At 56.4% G+C, this 16402-nt stretch carries 14 protein-coding genes and 1 pseudogene; 6 read left to right on the top strand and 9 right to left on the bottom strand.

The features are described from left to right. Window positions 1–48 precede the first annotated feature (48 nt). Window positions 49–357 carry an urease subunit beta gene (locus HPC62_RS16770; protein WP_172357542.1) on the top strand — a complete coding sequence of 103 codons (309 nt, stop codon included), beginning with the start codon at window positions 49–51 and terminating at the stop codon, window positions 355–357. A gap of 97 nt (window positions 358–454) precedes the next feature. On the opposite strand, the gene HPC62_RS16765 is transcribed toward HPC62_RS16770, so the two are convergent. From HPC62_RS16765 to HPC62_RS16755, 3 genes are all read right to left on the bottom strand, one after another. Beyond that, on the bottom strand, window positions 455–631 hold the full coding sequence (locus HPC62_RS16765) for a hypothetical protein (protein ID WP_172357540.1): 177 nt from the start codon (window positions 629–631) through the stop codon (window positions 455–457). Window positions 632–899: 268 nt separating this feature from the next. Then, window positions 900–3617 carry a beta strand repeat-containing protein gene (locus HPC62_RS16760; RefSeq protein WP_172357538.1) on the bottom strand — a complete coding sequence of 906 codons (2718 nt, stop codon included), beginning with the start codon at window positions 3615–3617 and terminating at the stop codon, window positions 900–902. A gap of 138 nt (window positions 3618–3755) precedes the next feature. After that, window positions 3756–4394 (bottom strand): DUF1997 domain-containing protein, encoded by a 639-nt coding sequence (locus tag HPC62_RS16755; protein ID WP_225910563.1) that lies wholly within the window; start codon window positions 4392–4394, stop codon window positions 3756–3758. A gap of 1008 nt (window positions 4395–5402) precedes the next feature. Here HPC62_RS16755 and HPC62_RS16750 point away from each other — a divergent pair. Next, window positions 5403–6005, top strand: coding sequence for a 2OG-Fe(II) oxygenase (locus HPC62_RS16750; protein ID WP_172357534.1), 603 nt, complete (start codon window positions 5403–5405; stop codon window positions 6003–6005). A gap of 26 nt (window positions 6006–6031) precedes the next feature. On the opposite strand, the gene HPC62_RS16745 is transcribed toward HPC62_RS16750, so the two are convergent. Continuing rightward, entirely contained in the window at window positions 6032–6568 is a 537-nt protein-coding gene (locus HPC62_RS16745; protein WP_172357532.1) for a DUF192 domain-containing protein, read from the bottom strand. A gap of 67 nt (window positions 6569–6635) precedes the next feature. Then, a complete protein-coding gene (gene nblR / locus HPC62_RS16740) occupies window positions 6636–7322 on the bottom strand; it encodes a response regulator transcription factor NblR (RefSeq protein WP_172357530.1) in 687 nt (228 codons plus the stop codon). A 269-nt stretch (window positions 7323–7591) separates the two neighbouring features. On the opposite strand from nblR, the gene HPC62_RS16735 reads away from it, so the two are divergent. The 3 genes from HPC62_RS16735 (at window position 7592) to HPC62_RS16725 (ending at window position 11005) form a co-directional block, all read left to right on the top strand. Further along, complete coding sequence (locus HPC62_RS16735) at window positions 7592–8251, top strand: hypothetical protein (RefSeq protein ID WP_216655277.1); 660 nt, start codon at window positions 7592–7594, stop codon at window positions 8249–8251. 102 nt (window positions 8252–8353) lie between these two features. Further along, the gene (locus HPC62_RS16730) at window positions 8354–9037 is read left to right on the top strand and encodes a phosphatase PAP2 family protein (protein WP_172357526.1); all 684 of its coding nucleotides are present in this window, start codon (window positions 8354–8356) and stop codon (window positions 9035–9037) included. 1149 nt (window positions 9038–10186) lie between these two features. Beyond that, window positions 10187–11005, top strand: a complete 819-nt coding sequence (locus HPC62_RS16725) for a late competence development ComFB family protein (RefSeq protein ID WP_172357524.1) — start codon at window positions 10187–10189, stop codon at window positions 11003–11005. Here the strand turns inward: HPC62_RS16725 and HPC62_RS16720 are convergent. Together HPC62_RS16720 and HPC62_RS16715 are read right to left on the bottom strand one after the other, a co-directional pair. Next, window positions 11002–12003: a DMT family transporter gene (locus HPC62_RS16720; RefSeq protein WP_172357522.1), complete on the bottom strand. Its 1002-nt coding sequence runs from the start codon at window positions 12001–12003 to the stop codon at window positions 11002–11004. The genes HPC62_RS16725 and HPC62_RS16720 overlap by 4 nt on opposite strands. Before the next feature lie 377 nt (window positions 12004–12380). After that, window positions 12381–13091, bottom strand: a complete 711-nt coding sequence (locus HPC62_RS16715) for a cytochrome b/b6 domain-containing protein (RefSeq protein ID WP_172357520.1) — start codon at window positions 13089–13091, stop codon at window positions 12381–12383. Window positions 13092–13601: 510 nt separating this feature from the next. Between HPC62_RS16715 and HPC62_RS16710 the strand changes: the two genes are divergently transcribed. After that, window positions 13602–14123: a pentapeptide repeat-containing protein gene (locus HPC62_RS16710; RefSeq protein ID WP_228721638.1), complete on the top strand. Its 522-nt coding sequence runs from the start codon at window positions 13602–13604 to the stop codon at window positions 14121–14123. Between the two features lie 62 nt (window positions 14124–14185). Here the strand turns inward: HPC62_RS16710 and HPC62_RS16705 are convergent, their stop codons facing one another. After that, complete coding sequence (locus HPC62_RS16705) at window positions 14186–14632, bottom strand: hypothetical protein (RefSeq protein ID WP_172357518.1); 447 nt, start codon at window positions 14630–14632, stop codon at window positions 14186–14188. Between the two features lie 202 nt (window positions 14633–14834). Continuing rightward, a pseudogene (locus HPC62_RS16700) lies at window positions 14835–15909 on the bottom strand (IS4 family transposase). Between the last annotated feature and the right edge of the window lie 493 nt (window positions 15910–16402).

Genomic DNA, 16402 nt, shown 5'->3' with positions numbered 1-16402 from the left:
CGCTCTCATCCATCGCGCCCTGCTATCCCAACCCCACAACTCCTGCCCATGATTCCTGGCGAACTCTTCATCGAACCTGGCGACATCGAACTCAACGCGGGCCGTCCGACGGTGACGCTGATGGTGGCAAATACGGGCGATCGCCCCATCCAGGTCGGCTCCCATTTCCACTTTTTTGAGGTGAACGCAGCGCTCTCGTTTGACCGCAACCAGGCGCGGGGAATGCGGCTAGACATTCCCGCAGGAACGGCAGTGCGCTTTGAACCGGGCGACGAAAAAGAAGTGACGCTAGTGGCGCTGGTGGGCAGCCGTCAGGTCTATGGGCTGAATGCACAAATAAACGGGCCGCTGGATTAGAACGGCCCGTTTGTGCCCGGTCGAAATTGGGTCGAAACTGGGTCGAATATTGGGGCGAAATTGGGGCGAAACTGGGCTGAATTCGCCCATTTCTGGATTAGCCCTTCAGCGCCCGTCTGAAGTTCTGCCGATAGGATGCATTGAACAGCATCACCGGCCAGAATAGCGTCAGCATCAGACGATTTTGGTTGAAATTCGTGCGGTTAAACCCGGTCCAAAATTTCCACGCGCCCCCGATGTAAATCACCAGCGCAAGAAACGTAAAAAGGCTCATCTTGACCTCTCAATAATGCTCAATAACTTAGGACAATAACTTAGGACGTTGAACGAACGAACGTAAACCCGGATTGCGCTTGACCTGAATTGCATCAACGCGATCCCTGCTAAGGATTACAACACCACAAGAAACCTTTTCTCCAGTCTAATTCGCGGCTTTGGGGTTGAAGCGGTTCGGTTTTACGGATATCCCAGAGATCAGGCAGGACGGGCGATCGCCCCACCCCAGTTTCCCCAACTTTCTGCGTGAACCCCAGCACCGTTCCCTAGCCCGGTGCAGCGCATCCCGGCGGCAACGGCTGAACATCCTGAAACCTCGATGGTTCCGGCAGGTTCGCCAGCAGAATCACTTCGCCCGTTGCGGTCTGCCGCCAGCCCCGCGCTTCTTGCAGCGGCCTGGACGCTACCGACAAGGCAGCATCCGATGGCTCTCGCAAGGTCAGCGGCGAGGTTCGGGAATCTGGGTCATCGGGCGGGGGCAAGACCGTCAGATTGGCGGTGTGTAAGCTGGCAGCATCCTGATTATTAGCAGCGTCCCGATTGGCAGCATCCAGATTGGCAGCATCCAGAGCCGCTGCCTGTGCCGGAGGGCGGGCATGAATCGGTGCGTTCATGCTGCTGGCCGGCGCGGACTCTGCCCAGGGAACCCGAACCGATGGGAGATCGAACGCATGATTGGGGCCGGGGGGCAGACCGCCGCGACCTGTGGCTACGAAGGCGCTGCGATCGGCGGCGATCGCCGAACTGGCCGCACACCGCTGGGCAATCAGCCGCGACGCATCCACGGGTGCAGCAGGCAACTCGGTTACACCCTGCGTCGGATCGGTGCTAGGCGGCGTGGTAATGGTAATCGTGCCGCTGTTGCCCCGCTCGGAGGTTGCCGTAATGTCGCTCTGGGGCGTGAGTTGCGGCTGCGGCAGAATGCCCGTAATGCCCCTGGTAAAAATATTGACCGCGCCACCATCGCCCGTAAAGGCATTGGCCGTGATGTCATTGTTCTCCGTCAGCACCGACAGAATGAAATCTGCTTGCAGCGTGATGTTGCCGCCATCGCCCCCCTGCCCTGCAATGCCCGCCGAAGTGCTGATCTGGCTGTTGCGCCGCAGCAAGAGATAGTCTTGCGCCGTCAGGCTCAGGTTGCCGCCCACACCAGAGTTGGTATTGGCGACGATGTTGCCCTGGTTTTCTAGCGTTGCGGAGCGAGTCGCTAGGGTCAGATTTCCCGCTCCCAGGGCATTTGGGTTGGCATCAAAGCTGCCCGTGGCGATGTAGGCTCCGTCTCGCACTACGAGTTCCCCCGTGGCGATGGACAGGTCGCCCCCCCGTCCCGTCGCCCCCGGCGCAAAGATGTAAGGAGTTCCCGGTGTGCCGCCCGACTGACTAAAGATTCCTGCGGGCACGGCTCTCGTATCTGGCGTTGCCGGAGAGAGTCCCTGCACCTCGACCCGCTCACTCGCCCAAATGCTCAGGTTGCCTGCATCCGCAACGCCAAAGGTCGAGGTCTGAATCGTCGCGCCGTCTTGCACCCGCAGCCGTCGCGTTTGAATCTCGATCTGGCTGGGAATTGCGTCGGTGGATTGAAACGACTGGGAGCCAAAAATCGCTGCCGACAGCGTGCTGGGAACCGGAAAATTTAGATCACCCGCAAGATCGCCCGCAATCGGATTGCCCTGCCCATCGAGCGCTACGCCTGCAATGTTGATCTCATCGGCCAGGATTTGCAAACTTCCCGGACGGCCGTTGCCAATCGTGTCGAGGCTGATCTGCCCGCCGTCCAGCAGGTTTAGCTGCCTGGTCGTCAGCACGATGCGCCCGCCGTTGCCAGTCGCGCCGTCCTGCACTCGCACGAATACACCGCTGCTTTCCGGGCCGTCGCTGCCCACCACTGCCCCTAGGATTTGGATTTGACTCGTCGCCAGAAGGTCAATGCGTCCAGCCGGGCCGCTGCTTCGGGTATTGGCAAAGATCTGGGAGCCGTTGAGCAGGGTGAGGCGATCGCCCCGAATCGTGATGCGCCCGCCTGCCAAACTGCCCAGCGTGTCGGCGCTGATGTAGGATGCCTCATCCAGTCGAATCTCGCTGGCCCGCAGGCGGACTGTGCCGCCGCGATCGCCATTGGCGCTGATATCGGCAAAGCCCGCCAGGTGAATCTGCCCAAACGCCCGCACATTGGAATAATCCACCGACCAGCCCTGTGCTGTGGGAACCAGCCCGACCGTGCCCGCCTGGGCCACGCTGCCCAACTCGATGCGCCCGCCCGGTGCGGTGATTTCGCCGCCTGGAAAATCCAGATTGCCGCCGATCAGGGCGATCGCCCGATCCGGCAACACGCTTAGCCCAGCGTATCTAGATGCCCCGAAATAGCCCGTTCTCCGCAGCGGACGCGAAAAATTTGCCGCAAGACTAAACGAAGCATTCACAATTGGCGCAGGCGCAGGGCCAAATTGTAGCCCAGTGGGAATGCTGACGGTCAGCAGCGGCGACGCTTGCGGATTGCGGGCGCTGAACTGAGTGCCATCGGCAAAGCGAATTCGTTCGGCGGTGCTGAAAATGACGGAGCCACCCACGTCTAGGCGAGCGTTTTCTCCAAATAAAATGCCGCTGGGGTTGATCAGAAAAAAATCGGCAGGGCTGATCTGCCCGTCGCTCTGCAACAGGCGGAGGATGCCGTTAATCTCCGAGGGAGTACCGCCCGTGACGCGGGTGATCAGCCGCTCTACAGTGTCCACATTGCGAAACGTCACCGTGCGATCGCCCGGCGAAAACCGCTCGAAGCTGTGGAACAGGTTACCGCCCTGCTGCGTGCCGCCCGTAATCTCAAACTCGTTGCCCTGGCGCTGCACCTGGGTCGGTGTGGGCAGCGTGGTGTCGCCGCGCACCTGGGCAGTGGTGGGCAGGGCGGCGCTGAGCCATAGCCCAAGGCACAGCCCAAGGCGAAGCGGCTGAACCGCAGAGGATTTCAGGAAAGAGAAGAAACGTGACATGATCCCCGGCACTGAATCCAGCCCTGTCAGGGCGGACGTTCCACACCATAGTATGGCAAGAGGGAAGCGAGGATCAGGGTGGGAGTCGGAATTCGCTTGCCTCAGAAGCAGCACCGTGAGAAGGGCAGGACTTTACCCCTAGCTCCACTTCCGCTTGCGGCTAAAGGGGATGCCGTGGCTGCTGTGAAAATCGTCCTGCACTTTGTGGGTGAGGCGGCGAGAAACCTGGCGCACAATCTGGTTCAGCAGGCGATCGCCCGTCGTTTGCACCAGCGCCTTGGGAAGCGCCTGGATAAAGCGAGGGAACTGAATCGAAACCACCAGGTCAAGCTCCCACTCTACGCGGGTTAGCACGGGTTCCGCAAGATTGTCCGTCGCTGCATCTGCGGGCTGAACCATGTGCAGCGCGGCCTGAAAATCCACCTCATAGCCCGGTGCAACGTAGTCCGGAATGTCGATCGTCTCAATCCGATAGAAGCCGCGTTGATCCTGAGGCAGCAGGTTCAGGCCAATTTTGGGTTCCACCTCATAGCCAAATGCGCCAAAGCGACCGATCGTTAGGGCATAGCCATTGTCTCCCAGAGGAGCCGCGTCCATCGGCTGGGCACAGCGGCGAAACCAGGTGCGGTGATCATCCAGGTAAGCGACAACCGTCGGCGCGTCAGCCAGCATTTCCATGCAGCTTGCGTAATGCCCGCGAAAATGAGTCGGTTCCATCGTATCGAGCGTTTCTTCGGTCGCCGACAGGCTGGCGCTGTCCACGAAGGCAGATGTCATCCCTAAAAGAGGGTTAGAAGCGTCGATGGACTGGTTGGTGGACCTTGCCTGCATAACGTGTGCGGATTGGTGAAAAAGTTGGCGAGGATCTGCCTGGGCACCCTGAGGGCGGCAAGCCGACGAGTCTACGGCAACTGTGCCAACGATTTTGCGGTTGGCGCGATCGCCAGGGCTGTTACCAAACTTAACCTAAACTGACCTAAAGTGCCAAAGCGAAAGCTGGAAATTAACGCTGGCTCTATAGTTCTGATCTCTTTAGATCTTTAGATCTTTATTTAGATTTCTATATGCTTAGAAGCTGACCAGATATCTACGATGATGGACATTTGTTTGCTGTCTAGGCTCAGCATAGCGGAAGGTTTTCGATGGCTACCATGATTGATTTACGGAAAGGTGTGCCGCTTTTGGGGACAAAGACAGGGGCGATCGCCCGAAATGCGGCAAACTCCAGCGAATCTACGCAAAGCCCACATAACGTTGGTTTAACATGAGTTCGATCGCTTAGAAGGCTGCCGGAAGGTTTGGCAAAAGTCATCAAGGTCATAGAAAACAGGACTTACGCAGTTGGACAATTTCTCGCGGGCGTAGCCCGCGAGAAATTGTCCGAAACCCAGAAAGCTTATTGCAAGTGCGTAAGTCCTGGAAGATTTGAGTGATTCATAGAAGATTTGGGTGATATGGAGGCGCGATACGACGGAGGTGATAGCTGATCTGTTTTAACTTCTTTAACTTCAGATTTAACTTTTTTAACTTCAGATCCAGTCTCAGAGGGTGTTTGAAAAGGTATCGCCTGTAATGTTAAGCACTCAGAGATCCCCCCTAGCCCCCCTTAACAAGGGGGGAAACCGCCTTAAAGTCCCCCTTTTTAAGGGGGACCTAGGGGGATCTTGCACGCTTTGCTACAAACAGTAGGACTTTTCAAACATCCTCTCAGCTTTTCCTTATAGACTTTTTCACCTTGTCGAACTCAGTTTATTTATTCCCCGCCGCCAATCCCACAGCCCTACCATGTCCTACTTCCGCCAGCAGCAAAACGTATTCTCCGACGACTATCTCACCGAGTTGCGGGGGCAGATTTGCGCCTGCCGCTATTTTGCAGTGAATAATTTGAACCGGGATTTTGTCGGCACGAAGGGGTTCTCGGTCGTGTTTCGCGGCGAAGGGCGATCGCACGTCGAAGCACAGTTTCCCTATTTCAAACCCTATCTGGACATCGCGCTCCAGCCCGACTGCAACGCCTTTTATCTGAATCCGCTGCTGCTCAAGGGCGGCTCGCGGGTCGATCCGCATATTGACCGATCGCTGCGATCCTATTGCAAGACCATCGAGCCGCCCGTCTGCGTCAGCGTGCTATATGTGCAAGTGCCGGAGCCGCTGCAGGGCGGGGAGTTGGTGCTGCGAAACCACCGCCAGCAGGTGGGGCAGATTCGCCCACGGGTGAATAGGCTGGTGTGGTTTCAGGGCAACCTGACGCATTCTATCAACGGTCTGAAAACCGAGGGCGATCGCCTCAGTTTGGTCTGCGAGCAGTACGCGCTGGAGGCGGACGAACTGCACAATATTCCCAAATTCACCATCGAGTCGCGGGCAAAGCTGGTGAAGCAGGCCTAATCCCGTATCTAGAATCAGGAGCCTTGCTAAGGGGTAGCATTGGCCGGACGCGGCGTGTCTAGAAAGCGGATATCGAGGCGATCGCCCACCTGCAAGCCCAGTTCCGCCGCTCGTCCTCCGGCTAGTTCAATCACCTGGTTTACCCGCTGACTCGTCGGGCCGTAGGTCGGACAGGGCTGGCTTTCACAGGGCGGCGCACTGGCGACAATTTCCTTCACCTCGCCATCCAGCAAAAACACCATATCCAGCGGAATCAGCGTGTTCTGCATCCAAAACTGAACGGGCCGCGCAAACTCAAACGGAAACAGCATTCCCCGATCGGGCGGCAGTTCGGTGCGAAACATCAGCCCCATCGCCTGCTCTTGGGGCGTGCGGGCCACCTCTAGCTGAATCTGCTCATCGCCAATTTCCACTTCTGCCGAAATCGGCAAAACCTGCCCCCGAAAGGGTTGGGTCGCCGTTTCCTGTGGGCCACCGCCGGAGGGCACCTCTGGCATCGACACCTCCGATGGGCTAGGGCTACAGCCCAGCAGCAGGGCGCTCAATCCGACTGCACTTGTCATACAGATCACGCGAAATCCCCGCTTCAGCCAGCGATTCATATCACTCATTTCCAACCTTTCCAACCTTTCACGCTTCTCGTAAAACATAACCAACGCCGCGCACCGTCTGGATCAACCGTTTTTCGCCTTCGTCTTCGATCTTGAGCCGCAGATAGCGCACATACACCTCAATTACGTTCGACTCCCCCATAAAGTCGTAGCCCCAGACGTTTTCTAGAATTTGCTCCCGTGTTAACACTTCTCGCGGATGCTCCATGAGGTATTTCAGCAGTTCAAACTCTTTCATGGTGAGGTCAATCACCCGATCTCGCCGCAGGGCGCAGCGGGTAGACAGATCCAAGACCAGATCGGCAAACCGCAGCTGCTCGCTGCCGGAGGTGTCTGGCTTCAGGTAAAGCTGAACCAGGCGCAGAAAATCTTCACTGCGATAGGGCTTGAGAAAATAGTCGTCGGCTCCGGCCTCTAGACAGGCTACCCGATCATCCACCAGATCCCGCGCCATCAGCAGCACCACAGGAACTCGCGCTCCACTGGCCCGTAGCTGCTGGCAGAGCGATAGACCCGACTCGCCGCCCAGCATCCGGTCAATCACAATCAGCGATGGCTGAAATTCGGTGGCCTGGCGAATCCCCGTGGTGTAGTCGTGGGCGATGGCGGTTTCGTAGCCCGATTCGCGCAGGTCATTGCTCAAGCTGTGGGCCAGGATCTCATCTGGCTCGACGAGCAAGACGCGGGGAGTAGGAGTTTGAGCCATAGGTAGCGCTATTTAGGTTGAGAGATTTTGGTAGAAGACTAGATTGAAGCGTAAGTGTTAGTGCCTATGAAAACAGCGGCGATTCTCATCCGTTTTAGCATGTGGGGCGATTGCCCGGTGCGTTTGGGGGATTTGGGTCATCCTGGGGCGATCGCCCCAAACTTTTAGCATTTATCTAGCATTTTGCCGTCCGCAAACCCACCGTGACTGATTAGATTAGAGGAGAAAGTTTACATAGCCCGTTACACATCCTGTTACGCATCAGGTTCGTGCATCCTACTGGGCATCTATTGGGCATTCATCGAGAGCAGGGACGGAAGATGAAAATCATGACGAAGCGAGGTGTTTACCCTGCTGCCATTGGCGTTGTGCTGTTGGGGTTGACGGTTTGGTTCCTGAGTCAGTTCCAAATTTCCATTCAGTATGAAGGCGTGCCGTCTCCGGTCGTCCCGTCTCCGGCTGAAGACGAACCTAGCTCGTCCGCCGTGCCCAGCCCTGCCCCCGCTGCCTCCCCTAGTGCTGCCTCCCCTAGTGCTGCCCCCACAGCCACACCCATTGCTGCGCCCGCTGCCCCCGCTCCTCAGAATGCGATCGCCCAGGCAGGGGCCCTGCGAGTCGGCAACCAGACCGACCATCTCGTGCGGGTCGCGCTGCTCTCTCGCCAGACGAAGACCCGCAGCGCAGATGGCTCCGAGCGTTATCTTGACCCTATCCATTGGGACTTTGCGCCGCAAGAAGGCAGCACCAAAGGTCTGCTGCTGGCGCTGCCCGAAGGCGAAGCGGATTTGCGGGTGCAGCCGGGTGACGTGATCACCGCCTTTGCCCAGGATGGATCGCGCCGCTACTGGGGCCCCTATGTGGTAGGTGAAACAGTGGCTCCAGTGTGGAATGCCACCAGCCAGGAGTGGGAGCTAGTGCTGTCCAAGTAGGCTGGATTAGATTTAGATAAGGAATTACGAAGTGCAAACTACTTCTTGGGGAACACCCAAAATGCCACACTCGGATCAGCCAGATGACGTGAGGAACGAGGCATGGTCGAGGAAGTCAAAGAGGCACTAGTTCAGGATAAAACGATCCAGGATAAAACCGCTTTAGCCGTGTCTCTGGCGACGAGCCTGTGGATTTTGGGCGTGGGGCTGCCGCTGGCGGGCTTTGGGCTGCTGGGCTTTGGCGTTTGGAAATTGGGTAATTTTCTCTGGGATGAGCCGATTTTGCAGGCCGTTCATGCGGCTAGTACGCCTGCGCTCGATCGGATTGCCCAGGGGATGACGCGGTTGGGGTCGCCCTGGATCTTGCCGCCGCTGGCGGGGCTGATGGCCATCGCCCTAGTTCCGCTGCAACGCTGGCGATCGCTCCTCTACGTGGTGCTGTCCCTGGCTGGCAGCACCCTGATTAACATTAGCCTCAAGGACTTGTGGAAGCGCGCTCGCCCCTTTTTGTGGGAGTCTGGCGCACCCCGTCCGCATGATTTCTCGTTTCCCAGCGGCCACGCCATGACGAGCGTTGCCATCGGGGTCGTGCTGCTGATCTTGCTGGGGGCATCGCGCTGGCGGCCGTGGGCTGCGTTGTTTGGGGTGCTATTCGTCTTAGCAATCGGCTGGACGCGGCTCTATCTGGGCGTGCATTATCCCAGCGATATTCTGGGGGGCTGGCTGATGGCGATCGCCTGGACGGTTGGCCTATCCCTGCTGATCCAGCCGCAGCGCGAAAAGTAGTTTAATTCCTCAGCCAATTTCTCAGCCAATTTCTCGGCTTTTGAGTCAACACCGCAGATTTTTACACGATTGGACAACTTACAGCATTTCCTTACCGATGGAAGCACGCGCTACGCCAGAGGCATAGCAGTTTCCCGGTCGCTCGCGCGCCTCCCTGGCTTTGGAAACACTGCAACGCAATTTTTATTGGACAGAAATCAGAAACAACCCGGAAAGCGTCTATTTTCTTGCCTTGGGGGTGTAAAGCAGTCCCGTAGATTCGCAGAAAGTTCGCAGGATTTTACGTGTTCATGCGTAGACTTTCATTTTTTGTGCATCTTATAATGCAAGCAAATCGAGATTTACTACGTGTAAGTACTGCTGTAGCCCGCCGCTTGTTGTTGCTGTGTCGTAACTGTGGATTAGGGGCTAAAGCTCTGGAATCGCTATCAGCGCTGCCAAAAGTTTGGCCAGCAGGCCTTCTAGCATCTAAATCTGCCGTATTTCGGATAACACTGCCGGATTAAGGGTAACCATGTCAGGGATTTCCTCAGGGGCTTCTGGGCTAGATAAGGCGATCGCGGGTTATACTGAGAAAACTCAGATTAATCTGCGTTTGTTTGGTAAGGGTGCCTGCTTTCAGACCAGCGAGTCTGGGAGCGCTAAGTGGATCTACTGCTGGTTGCGGGTTAAACGTGTCGGTCTACGACGGCTTGCAGCTTGTGGTCAAGGAAGGCCGCTAAGAACTTTTCTCACTCGCGCTGGTATTTCGTTTACTAGCCTTGCTCATTCTGCTCTCTGTGGTTTGCATGGAGGGCATCAGGCTCCTAGCCGGAGGGCGCTGAACGGGTTAGCCACTTCTCAGCGTCAACCGTTTAGCCTCGGCATTCCGATCGGTCATGGTCGCCTTGTGGGTTGCGGCAAAGTCTGCATCCTTGAACATTCGCAAACCCAAGTTGTCTCTTCAGGGGCTTCCTCAAAGCGCCAGCCCTGGTCTATTTCAAATCCATTCTTGAATTAGCTTGCTTTTTGTACAGCGCTGCTTCCTGACTTAGCTGGCTAGATCTGAGCTAATAAGAGCTTGCCACCGCAGCGCAAACGCAGAACCGCCCCTAGACAACCCAAAGTCACCGCAGTTTACTCACCGCAGCTTAAATTACTGAAGACGTCATGAACATTTACCAAAACGCAATGGAGTCGCTGGTCGAGCAGGAGGTCGATCGTCAGCTCAAAGCTTTGCCGCCCAAGGTTGCCTCTTGTATCAATCGGCTGGAGCTGATCGCCTATGCGCTGAACCAACTGCCCGCCCTCTACGCTACATCTGAGCAAGGATTGCAGCATCAGATTCGTCGGGGCATGGCAACCCACGGCGCACAGGTTGCTCAGGCGGTGCAACGGGCGATCGCCGCGATTCGTCGTGATCCGTTGCGCTCCTATCGGCCGCTCCGGGCCAAGCAGTCCCCCATGCTGCAAGACGTACTCTGCCAACTGCGGCGCGTTCTGAAAAACGAGCGGCTCAGTTGGGAAACGCTGCCGATTGCTGTGGAGGAAGCGTTGACTGCACCGCAGGGCCGGTTTGCGCCCGGTGCGTATCGCGCTGCCTCCAGGGAAACTGTGACGGCTAGTGTTTCGGCCCATGCTCCAGCCCCTATTCCAGACAGCGCTCCGTCTTCGGTTGGAGCCAGCAGCTACGCTGCTCATCGTCTGCACGTTAGACCAGAGCGATCGCTCTCTCCATTTCCCGATCCCGCTGGAGTCTCTGTGCCACCCGCTGCGCCTTCGGCCCCGCCACCGCAAATGCCGCCCCGGCAGTCTGGCCGACCGGCCGTTCGTCCTGCTAGCCCGCCTGCTCCCCAGCCGACCAATCGCTTCCAAGGCGGCCGTCCGGCAGTCCAGCAGCGCCCGACACAGCCGCCTGCCCGTCAGTCAGAGCAGCGGTCTGAGAATATCGAACCGCCTTCGGGATGGGATAGCTGCTTTTTCCGCTAGGGGGCAGATGGTTTGGGAGCATTGCCCACAGCGGCGATCGCCACCCCCAGCAAAATCACCGCTGCCCCCAGCAGCACGGAGCGCCCTGGGTTTTCCTGAAAGACTAGAAATCCCAAAATGCTAGAACCAACGGGTTCTGCCAGAATCGTTAGTGTCACCAGCGTCGGCGACACCCAGCGGACTGCCCAGTTGAGGCTGGTATGCCCGATTGCCTGAGGAAACAGCGCCATCAGCAGCGTGTAGCCATACACCGCAGGCGGGTAGCCCATGTATCCCTGACCTGCCAGCAGCGGCAGCGGCAGCAGCACCAGCGCCGCCACGCTGTAGGCCAGGGCTGCGTGATGCCCAATGCCCAACCCTTTGCGCTGCGCCTCGCGCCCCAGCAAGAAATAGAAGCTCACGGCCCAAGACCCCACCAGCGCCAGCCCATTGCCCAGCAGCGGATCGCTACCCGCCGCGCTACCTGTGCTGCTTCCTAGCCCGATCAAGAGACTGCCTACGAGGGCGATCGCAATGCCCAGACTGGTTAGTCCAGAAGGCTTTTCCTTGAACCAGATCCACGACAGCAGCGCTACCCACACCGGATTCGTGGTTACGAGCGTCGTCGAGGCCGCAATCGACGTGTAGGACAGCGACGTAATCCAGGCGGCAAAATGCAGCGCCAGAAACACGCCTGCTCCGGCGGAATACAAGAGCGATCGCCATACGGTTTTGCCCTCCTTACCAGGGTTGCCCGTGCTGCTAGGGTTGCTAGTAGATTTCTCAGCGCTATCTCGTCGCAGCGCCTCCACTGGAAACCCACGCCACGCCGGTAGCAAAATCAGCGCCGCCATCAACAGCCGCGTCGCCGCCAAAAACAGGCTAAACCCCGCACCCTCTGCACCTGCCGCTTGCAGCGCCAGCCGAATAAACAGCGCTGCCGTGGACACCGAAAGAATTCCAATCGTGAGAATCAACCAGACAAGCCAGCCAGTCGGTCGAGAAGAAGCGTTTTGCAATTCAGGAGGGGGGGTAAGGGGCGACCTTGAAAGCGATTGTTAACGGGCTATCGCGAGCAATCGCTTTTCAATAAAGCCCTTAAATTCTATAGGACTTACTCAGTTGGACAATTTCTCGCGGGCGCGGCCCGCGAGAAATTGTCCAAAATCCAGAAAGCTTATTGCAAGTGCGTAAGTCCTGTTCTAATTTCACAGAGATGTGTTTGGGATGTCACTTTGTCGTCATAGCCTGCTCTTAAACTTTTAACTATGCATGCTCCTCACCTACCATCCCGGCCTCCCTGCCGGGATTTTTCATAGATTTCCTATAACGAATAGCGAAGAATGAAGAGCGAAGGGCGAAAAGCGAAGAACGAAGGAGGCTTTTCGCCCTTGGATTAGTGCTTGAAGATTGGAATGATCCAGGACAGGGCGATCGCCACTAGAATCAGCGCTTCCAGGAGCCTGACGCTGTGGACCCAGGCTAGCCAGCCGCGCAGCGTACTGAACTGACGCTGCTGCCAGGTCTGGGCAATGTGCCCTGGCCAGTGTCGGGGGTGATCTTTTGCTCGAAATCGCCAGTCCAGCATCGACAGCAGCAGCAGTTGCCCGCCGACCTTAGCCGACATCAGCAAATGCAGCCCCAAAGCAAGCACCAGCACCACCCAAGACACCAGATGCGTCAAATACCAGGCGTGGTGTGTTTCGCCGCGTGGTAGCCAGCCAGAGTCCATCATTTTGCCGGAAAACAGCGCAAACGTCATCGCCAGCAGCATAACGGTATTCGTGCAGCGATGCAGCGCGTACCACCACCCGGGTCGCGCTGGAGACATGCGAGTCAGCGTGGTCAGCGAATCGAGCTGGGCCAGGCGGCGATCGCCCTGACGAAAGGCATACAGCACCAGCAGCGGAAACGCCAGCAGTGCATATAGCCCAAAGGTGCCGTGAATGCCTTCAATGTCGGGCCAGTGCGGCAGGGGCAGGTCGATCCACCGGGCATCGTAGGTGTCGAACGTCCAGGCGGCGGTGAGGATGGCGGCGATCGCCGAAGCTCCGGTCACGCCGTGCAAAATGCGGAGCAGCAGGGGTTGATAAGGACGGGCAGGCATGGATAATTCAACATCCAAGAATCACAACGACGAATCACAACAGGCAAAATTTGGAACTGCGTTCCAAGGGCGATCGTAGCAAGCTGCTCAGGAGCATCAACAGACCCAAGCCATAGAAGATTTCAATGAACACCCTACAGAAACGTTCCTGAACGTAACATGCGACTTTCAATCTGTCCTCATCCCCCAACCGCTTCTCCCAACCTGGGAGAAGGAGAGCAAGAGAGGCTTGAAGTCCCTCTCCCGCTCCGTGGGAGGGCTGAAAGCCTTCGGCATACCAGAAAAGGGGGAAGGGGTCGGCAAAGTTGTACATTACGTCTTCTGAAATACTTCTTTCTGTCTTGTCAGTCCGTCGTGTGAGTCTGTCGTGTGAGTCTGTCGTTTGATTGATAGATATGCCGTGGGTCTGCTGTGCCCTGTCCCCTAACCTGTCAAGATAGAAAGAGTTGCTCTTAAAAGAATTGCCCGCAAAGAGCGACTGACTCCGTTCTGAAATTGCAGGAGGTACCCATGCGCTGGAACACTCGAATCGCAGCAGGACTGGGAATGGCGATCGCCCTCTTGATCGGCACCATTTTGGGCTGGAGTATGCCTGCCTATGCCCAGGCTGCAAAATATGCGCCGCCACCGTCCTATAGCAATGCGGAACTGCGGAAACACGATTTTTTAGGACAGGAACTCCGTTCCGCCGAGTTTTCCAACGCCAATCTCGATCAGGCAAATTTTACGGGTGCAAATGTGCGCGGTGGCGTGTTCAGCGCGTCGGTTCTTACGGATGCAATTTTGCATGGCGCAGACTTGAGCAATGCTATGCTCGATCAGGTGAAATTTAAAGGTGCCGATCTGAGCGATGCAGTGTTGACAGAAACGATCCTTTTGCGTTCCACCTTTCAGGATGTCAATATCACGGGCGCTGATTTTACCGATGCCATTTTGGATGGCGCTCAGGTGAAAGAACTGTGCAAAATTGCCGACGGGGTGAACCCTACAACGGGCGTGGAAACGCGATACTCGCTGGGGTGTCGAGATTAGGGCGATCGCACGTGAGCATAATACAGGAGGGCGAGCGCCCGTTAATCACCTAATCAACTGGCTTACCGAACCTGGAGGCGGAAGCTATAGTTAATGCGATTGCCGTCGGTCACGATTTTGGTGTAGTACGTGCCAGCCTTTAGCTTAATCGAAAAGCGATCAGATTCCAGCGGGGCCCGCAGCGTATCGGATACCTTGAGGGCCCGTTTTTTGTTGTCTAAAATAGCGCCCCGAATGTAGCGTCGGCTGATGAGTTCCTGAATGGTGACATTCAGAGACACTGTGCGCTGGCGAGTAATTTTGAACTTAAAGAAATCCGGGCTTTTTTTACCCACATTTCCCGCAGCCGATCGGCTACTGCCCGCGTTTAGCGTACCAAAGTTGCGTTCGCTGGAGGCTCGTACCGTCCGGGTGGAACGGAGGCTGTCGAACGTGGTCGCTGCTCGCAACCCGGAGGGCTGTACACCCCCAGCAGCGCGGAGTTCGGTTCCCAAAGCGGCTTGGTTCAAAGAACTAGTATCAGAAAAAATATATTAAATGACAGAGAGGATAAGGCAGTATAGACCAACTGCTGCCGAATTCTCGGTTTGCCGGGCTGCTCTGGTTGCAAAACGTATCATGGCTTAACAGGCGGCGATCGCCCCAGCCCATCGCTCGCTCCCAGTGTTACTTCGATGGCTCCAGACGATGCAACAATCGCGTGATTGCGTCCTAAGTACAGGACAAAAGTTGTAGGGATTGCAGAAAGTTGGGCGCATTGGACGGGGACGGATTGAGCACCAAATGGCGCAAGTAATCGAGACCAAGGCAAAACAGACTTTTGGCCCGACGACCGTGCTTTTAATCTCGATAGGTTGCCATTGATGTAACCATAACCCGGTTCACATGGTCCAACATAACGCCAAGGTCAACAAAGCAAACAACTTACTCAAACGCTCAGGCTCAGTGAAGTGAGTGGATTCTAGACAGAATCCACGAGTTTTGAAAATGCCAAACAAGGTTTCGATGCCCCAACGTAAAGCATAATCTTGAACTAATCCCTGCGCCTTCACAGGGGCAATCACCACCAGCAACTCGCCATCGTCAAGGCGCAACGCTTCCACCGCAACCGGGTAGCCCCAGATCCGGCAAGTCCCCGTCAGTCGCTCGGATTGACCGACTTGCAGATGGGCAAAGACGACTTGCGCTGCCAACACTTTGCCATCGTGTTCAATCTGGTCACTGCTGCGAATCCGTAGGCGAAAGGCGGCTGATGGTTCGAGCAGGAGATAGCGCACCCAAGCTTGCCCAATGAACTCTCGGTCGGCACACAAGTAGTTCACCTTAGCTGTGAGAAACCGTTTGTGGAATTCCTCCATCAACCGCATTCGCTCGTCGCTGTTGGAATTCCCTTTCTTGTCCAGCAGCCACCACACAACCAGGAAAGCCACCCCCTCATGCACAATCCCTAAAGTCAGAATGTTGTACCACTGAGTGCCAAATTTCCAGGTGGTGCGATCTAGGCTCAACACCCACTCCCCCTAATTTGCATCCAACTGATGACGAGAGTGGCGAGTTGGGTGTAATCCAGGTCAATCTCCCGAAAAAAGCGCTGCAATCGCTTGTAGCTCGATTGGGGCAATGCTCTGCCACCAAACCCTAAACATAGCTCACTTAGGTTCACTGTTTTGACTTTCAGCAGCGCCAGCAGAAACAACGCTAGAAATGAAATTCTCGCTCCATGCCAGCTTAAATGCGCTTGGGGGACTCGCCTTAATTCGCTATATTGGCTCGTAGGGTTTCTCAAGAGTGGGGTAATTCTGATGAAACCCTACTCGCCTCTTCTTTTCAAGCTTTTTGTCCCGTACTGAGCAACAGCCCAGCTTTCGGTTACGCCCCACCGATAATTCAGCGGCATAACGACTCAAATCAGCGGCGGCAGACAACCTTAAACTCAGCACCGATAGCTCTTAGTCGTCCGCACCAACGAAGTTATGGGGAGACAGAACCGCAACAGAGAGGAGACGACCATGCAGTGAGCGACAGTCAGATGTCTACTAACATATCGCTTCGCTCCTCTCATAGAGATCGCTAAGAGCCAGAGAAATGGTAATAGGAAAAGGGACTGGGCTAGGGATTGAGGACGACCATCCAACGTCAGACATCTCGATGTCTACTAACATATTGCATCGCCTCAACCTTGACCAGCTTCCTTCAACGAATTCTCAGGGAGTGGTGACAGACACCTTCCATAATCTCTTCGCTCAGAAGCAGGCAGCCCAGTTCCAGACAACAAACTA

Origin of the sequence: Thermoleptolyngbya sichuanensis A183 (assembly GCF_013177315.1) — a bacterium.
Lineage (GTDB): Bacteria > Cyanobacteriota > Cyanobacteriia > Elainellales > Elainellaceae > Thermoleptolyngbya > Thermoleptolyngbya sichuanensis.
Note: the sequence above shows the minus strand (reverse complement) of the source record. Positions and strands in the feature narration are given on the sequence as shown.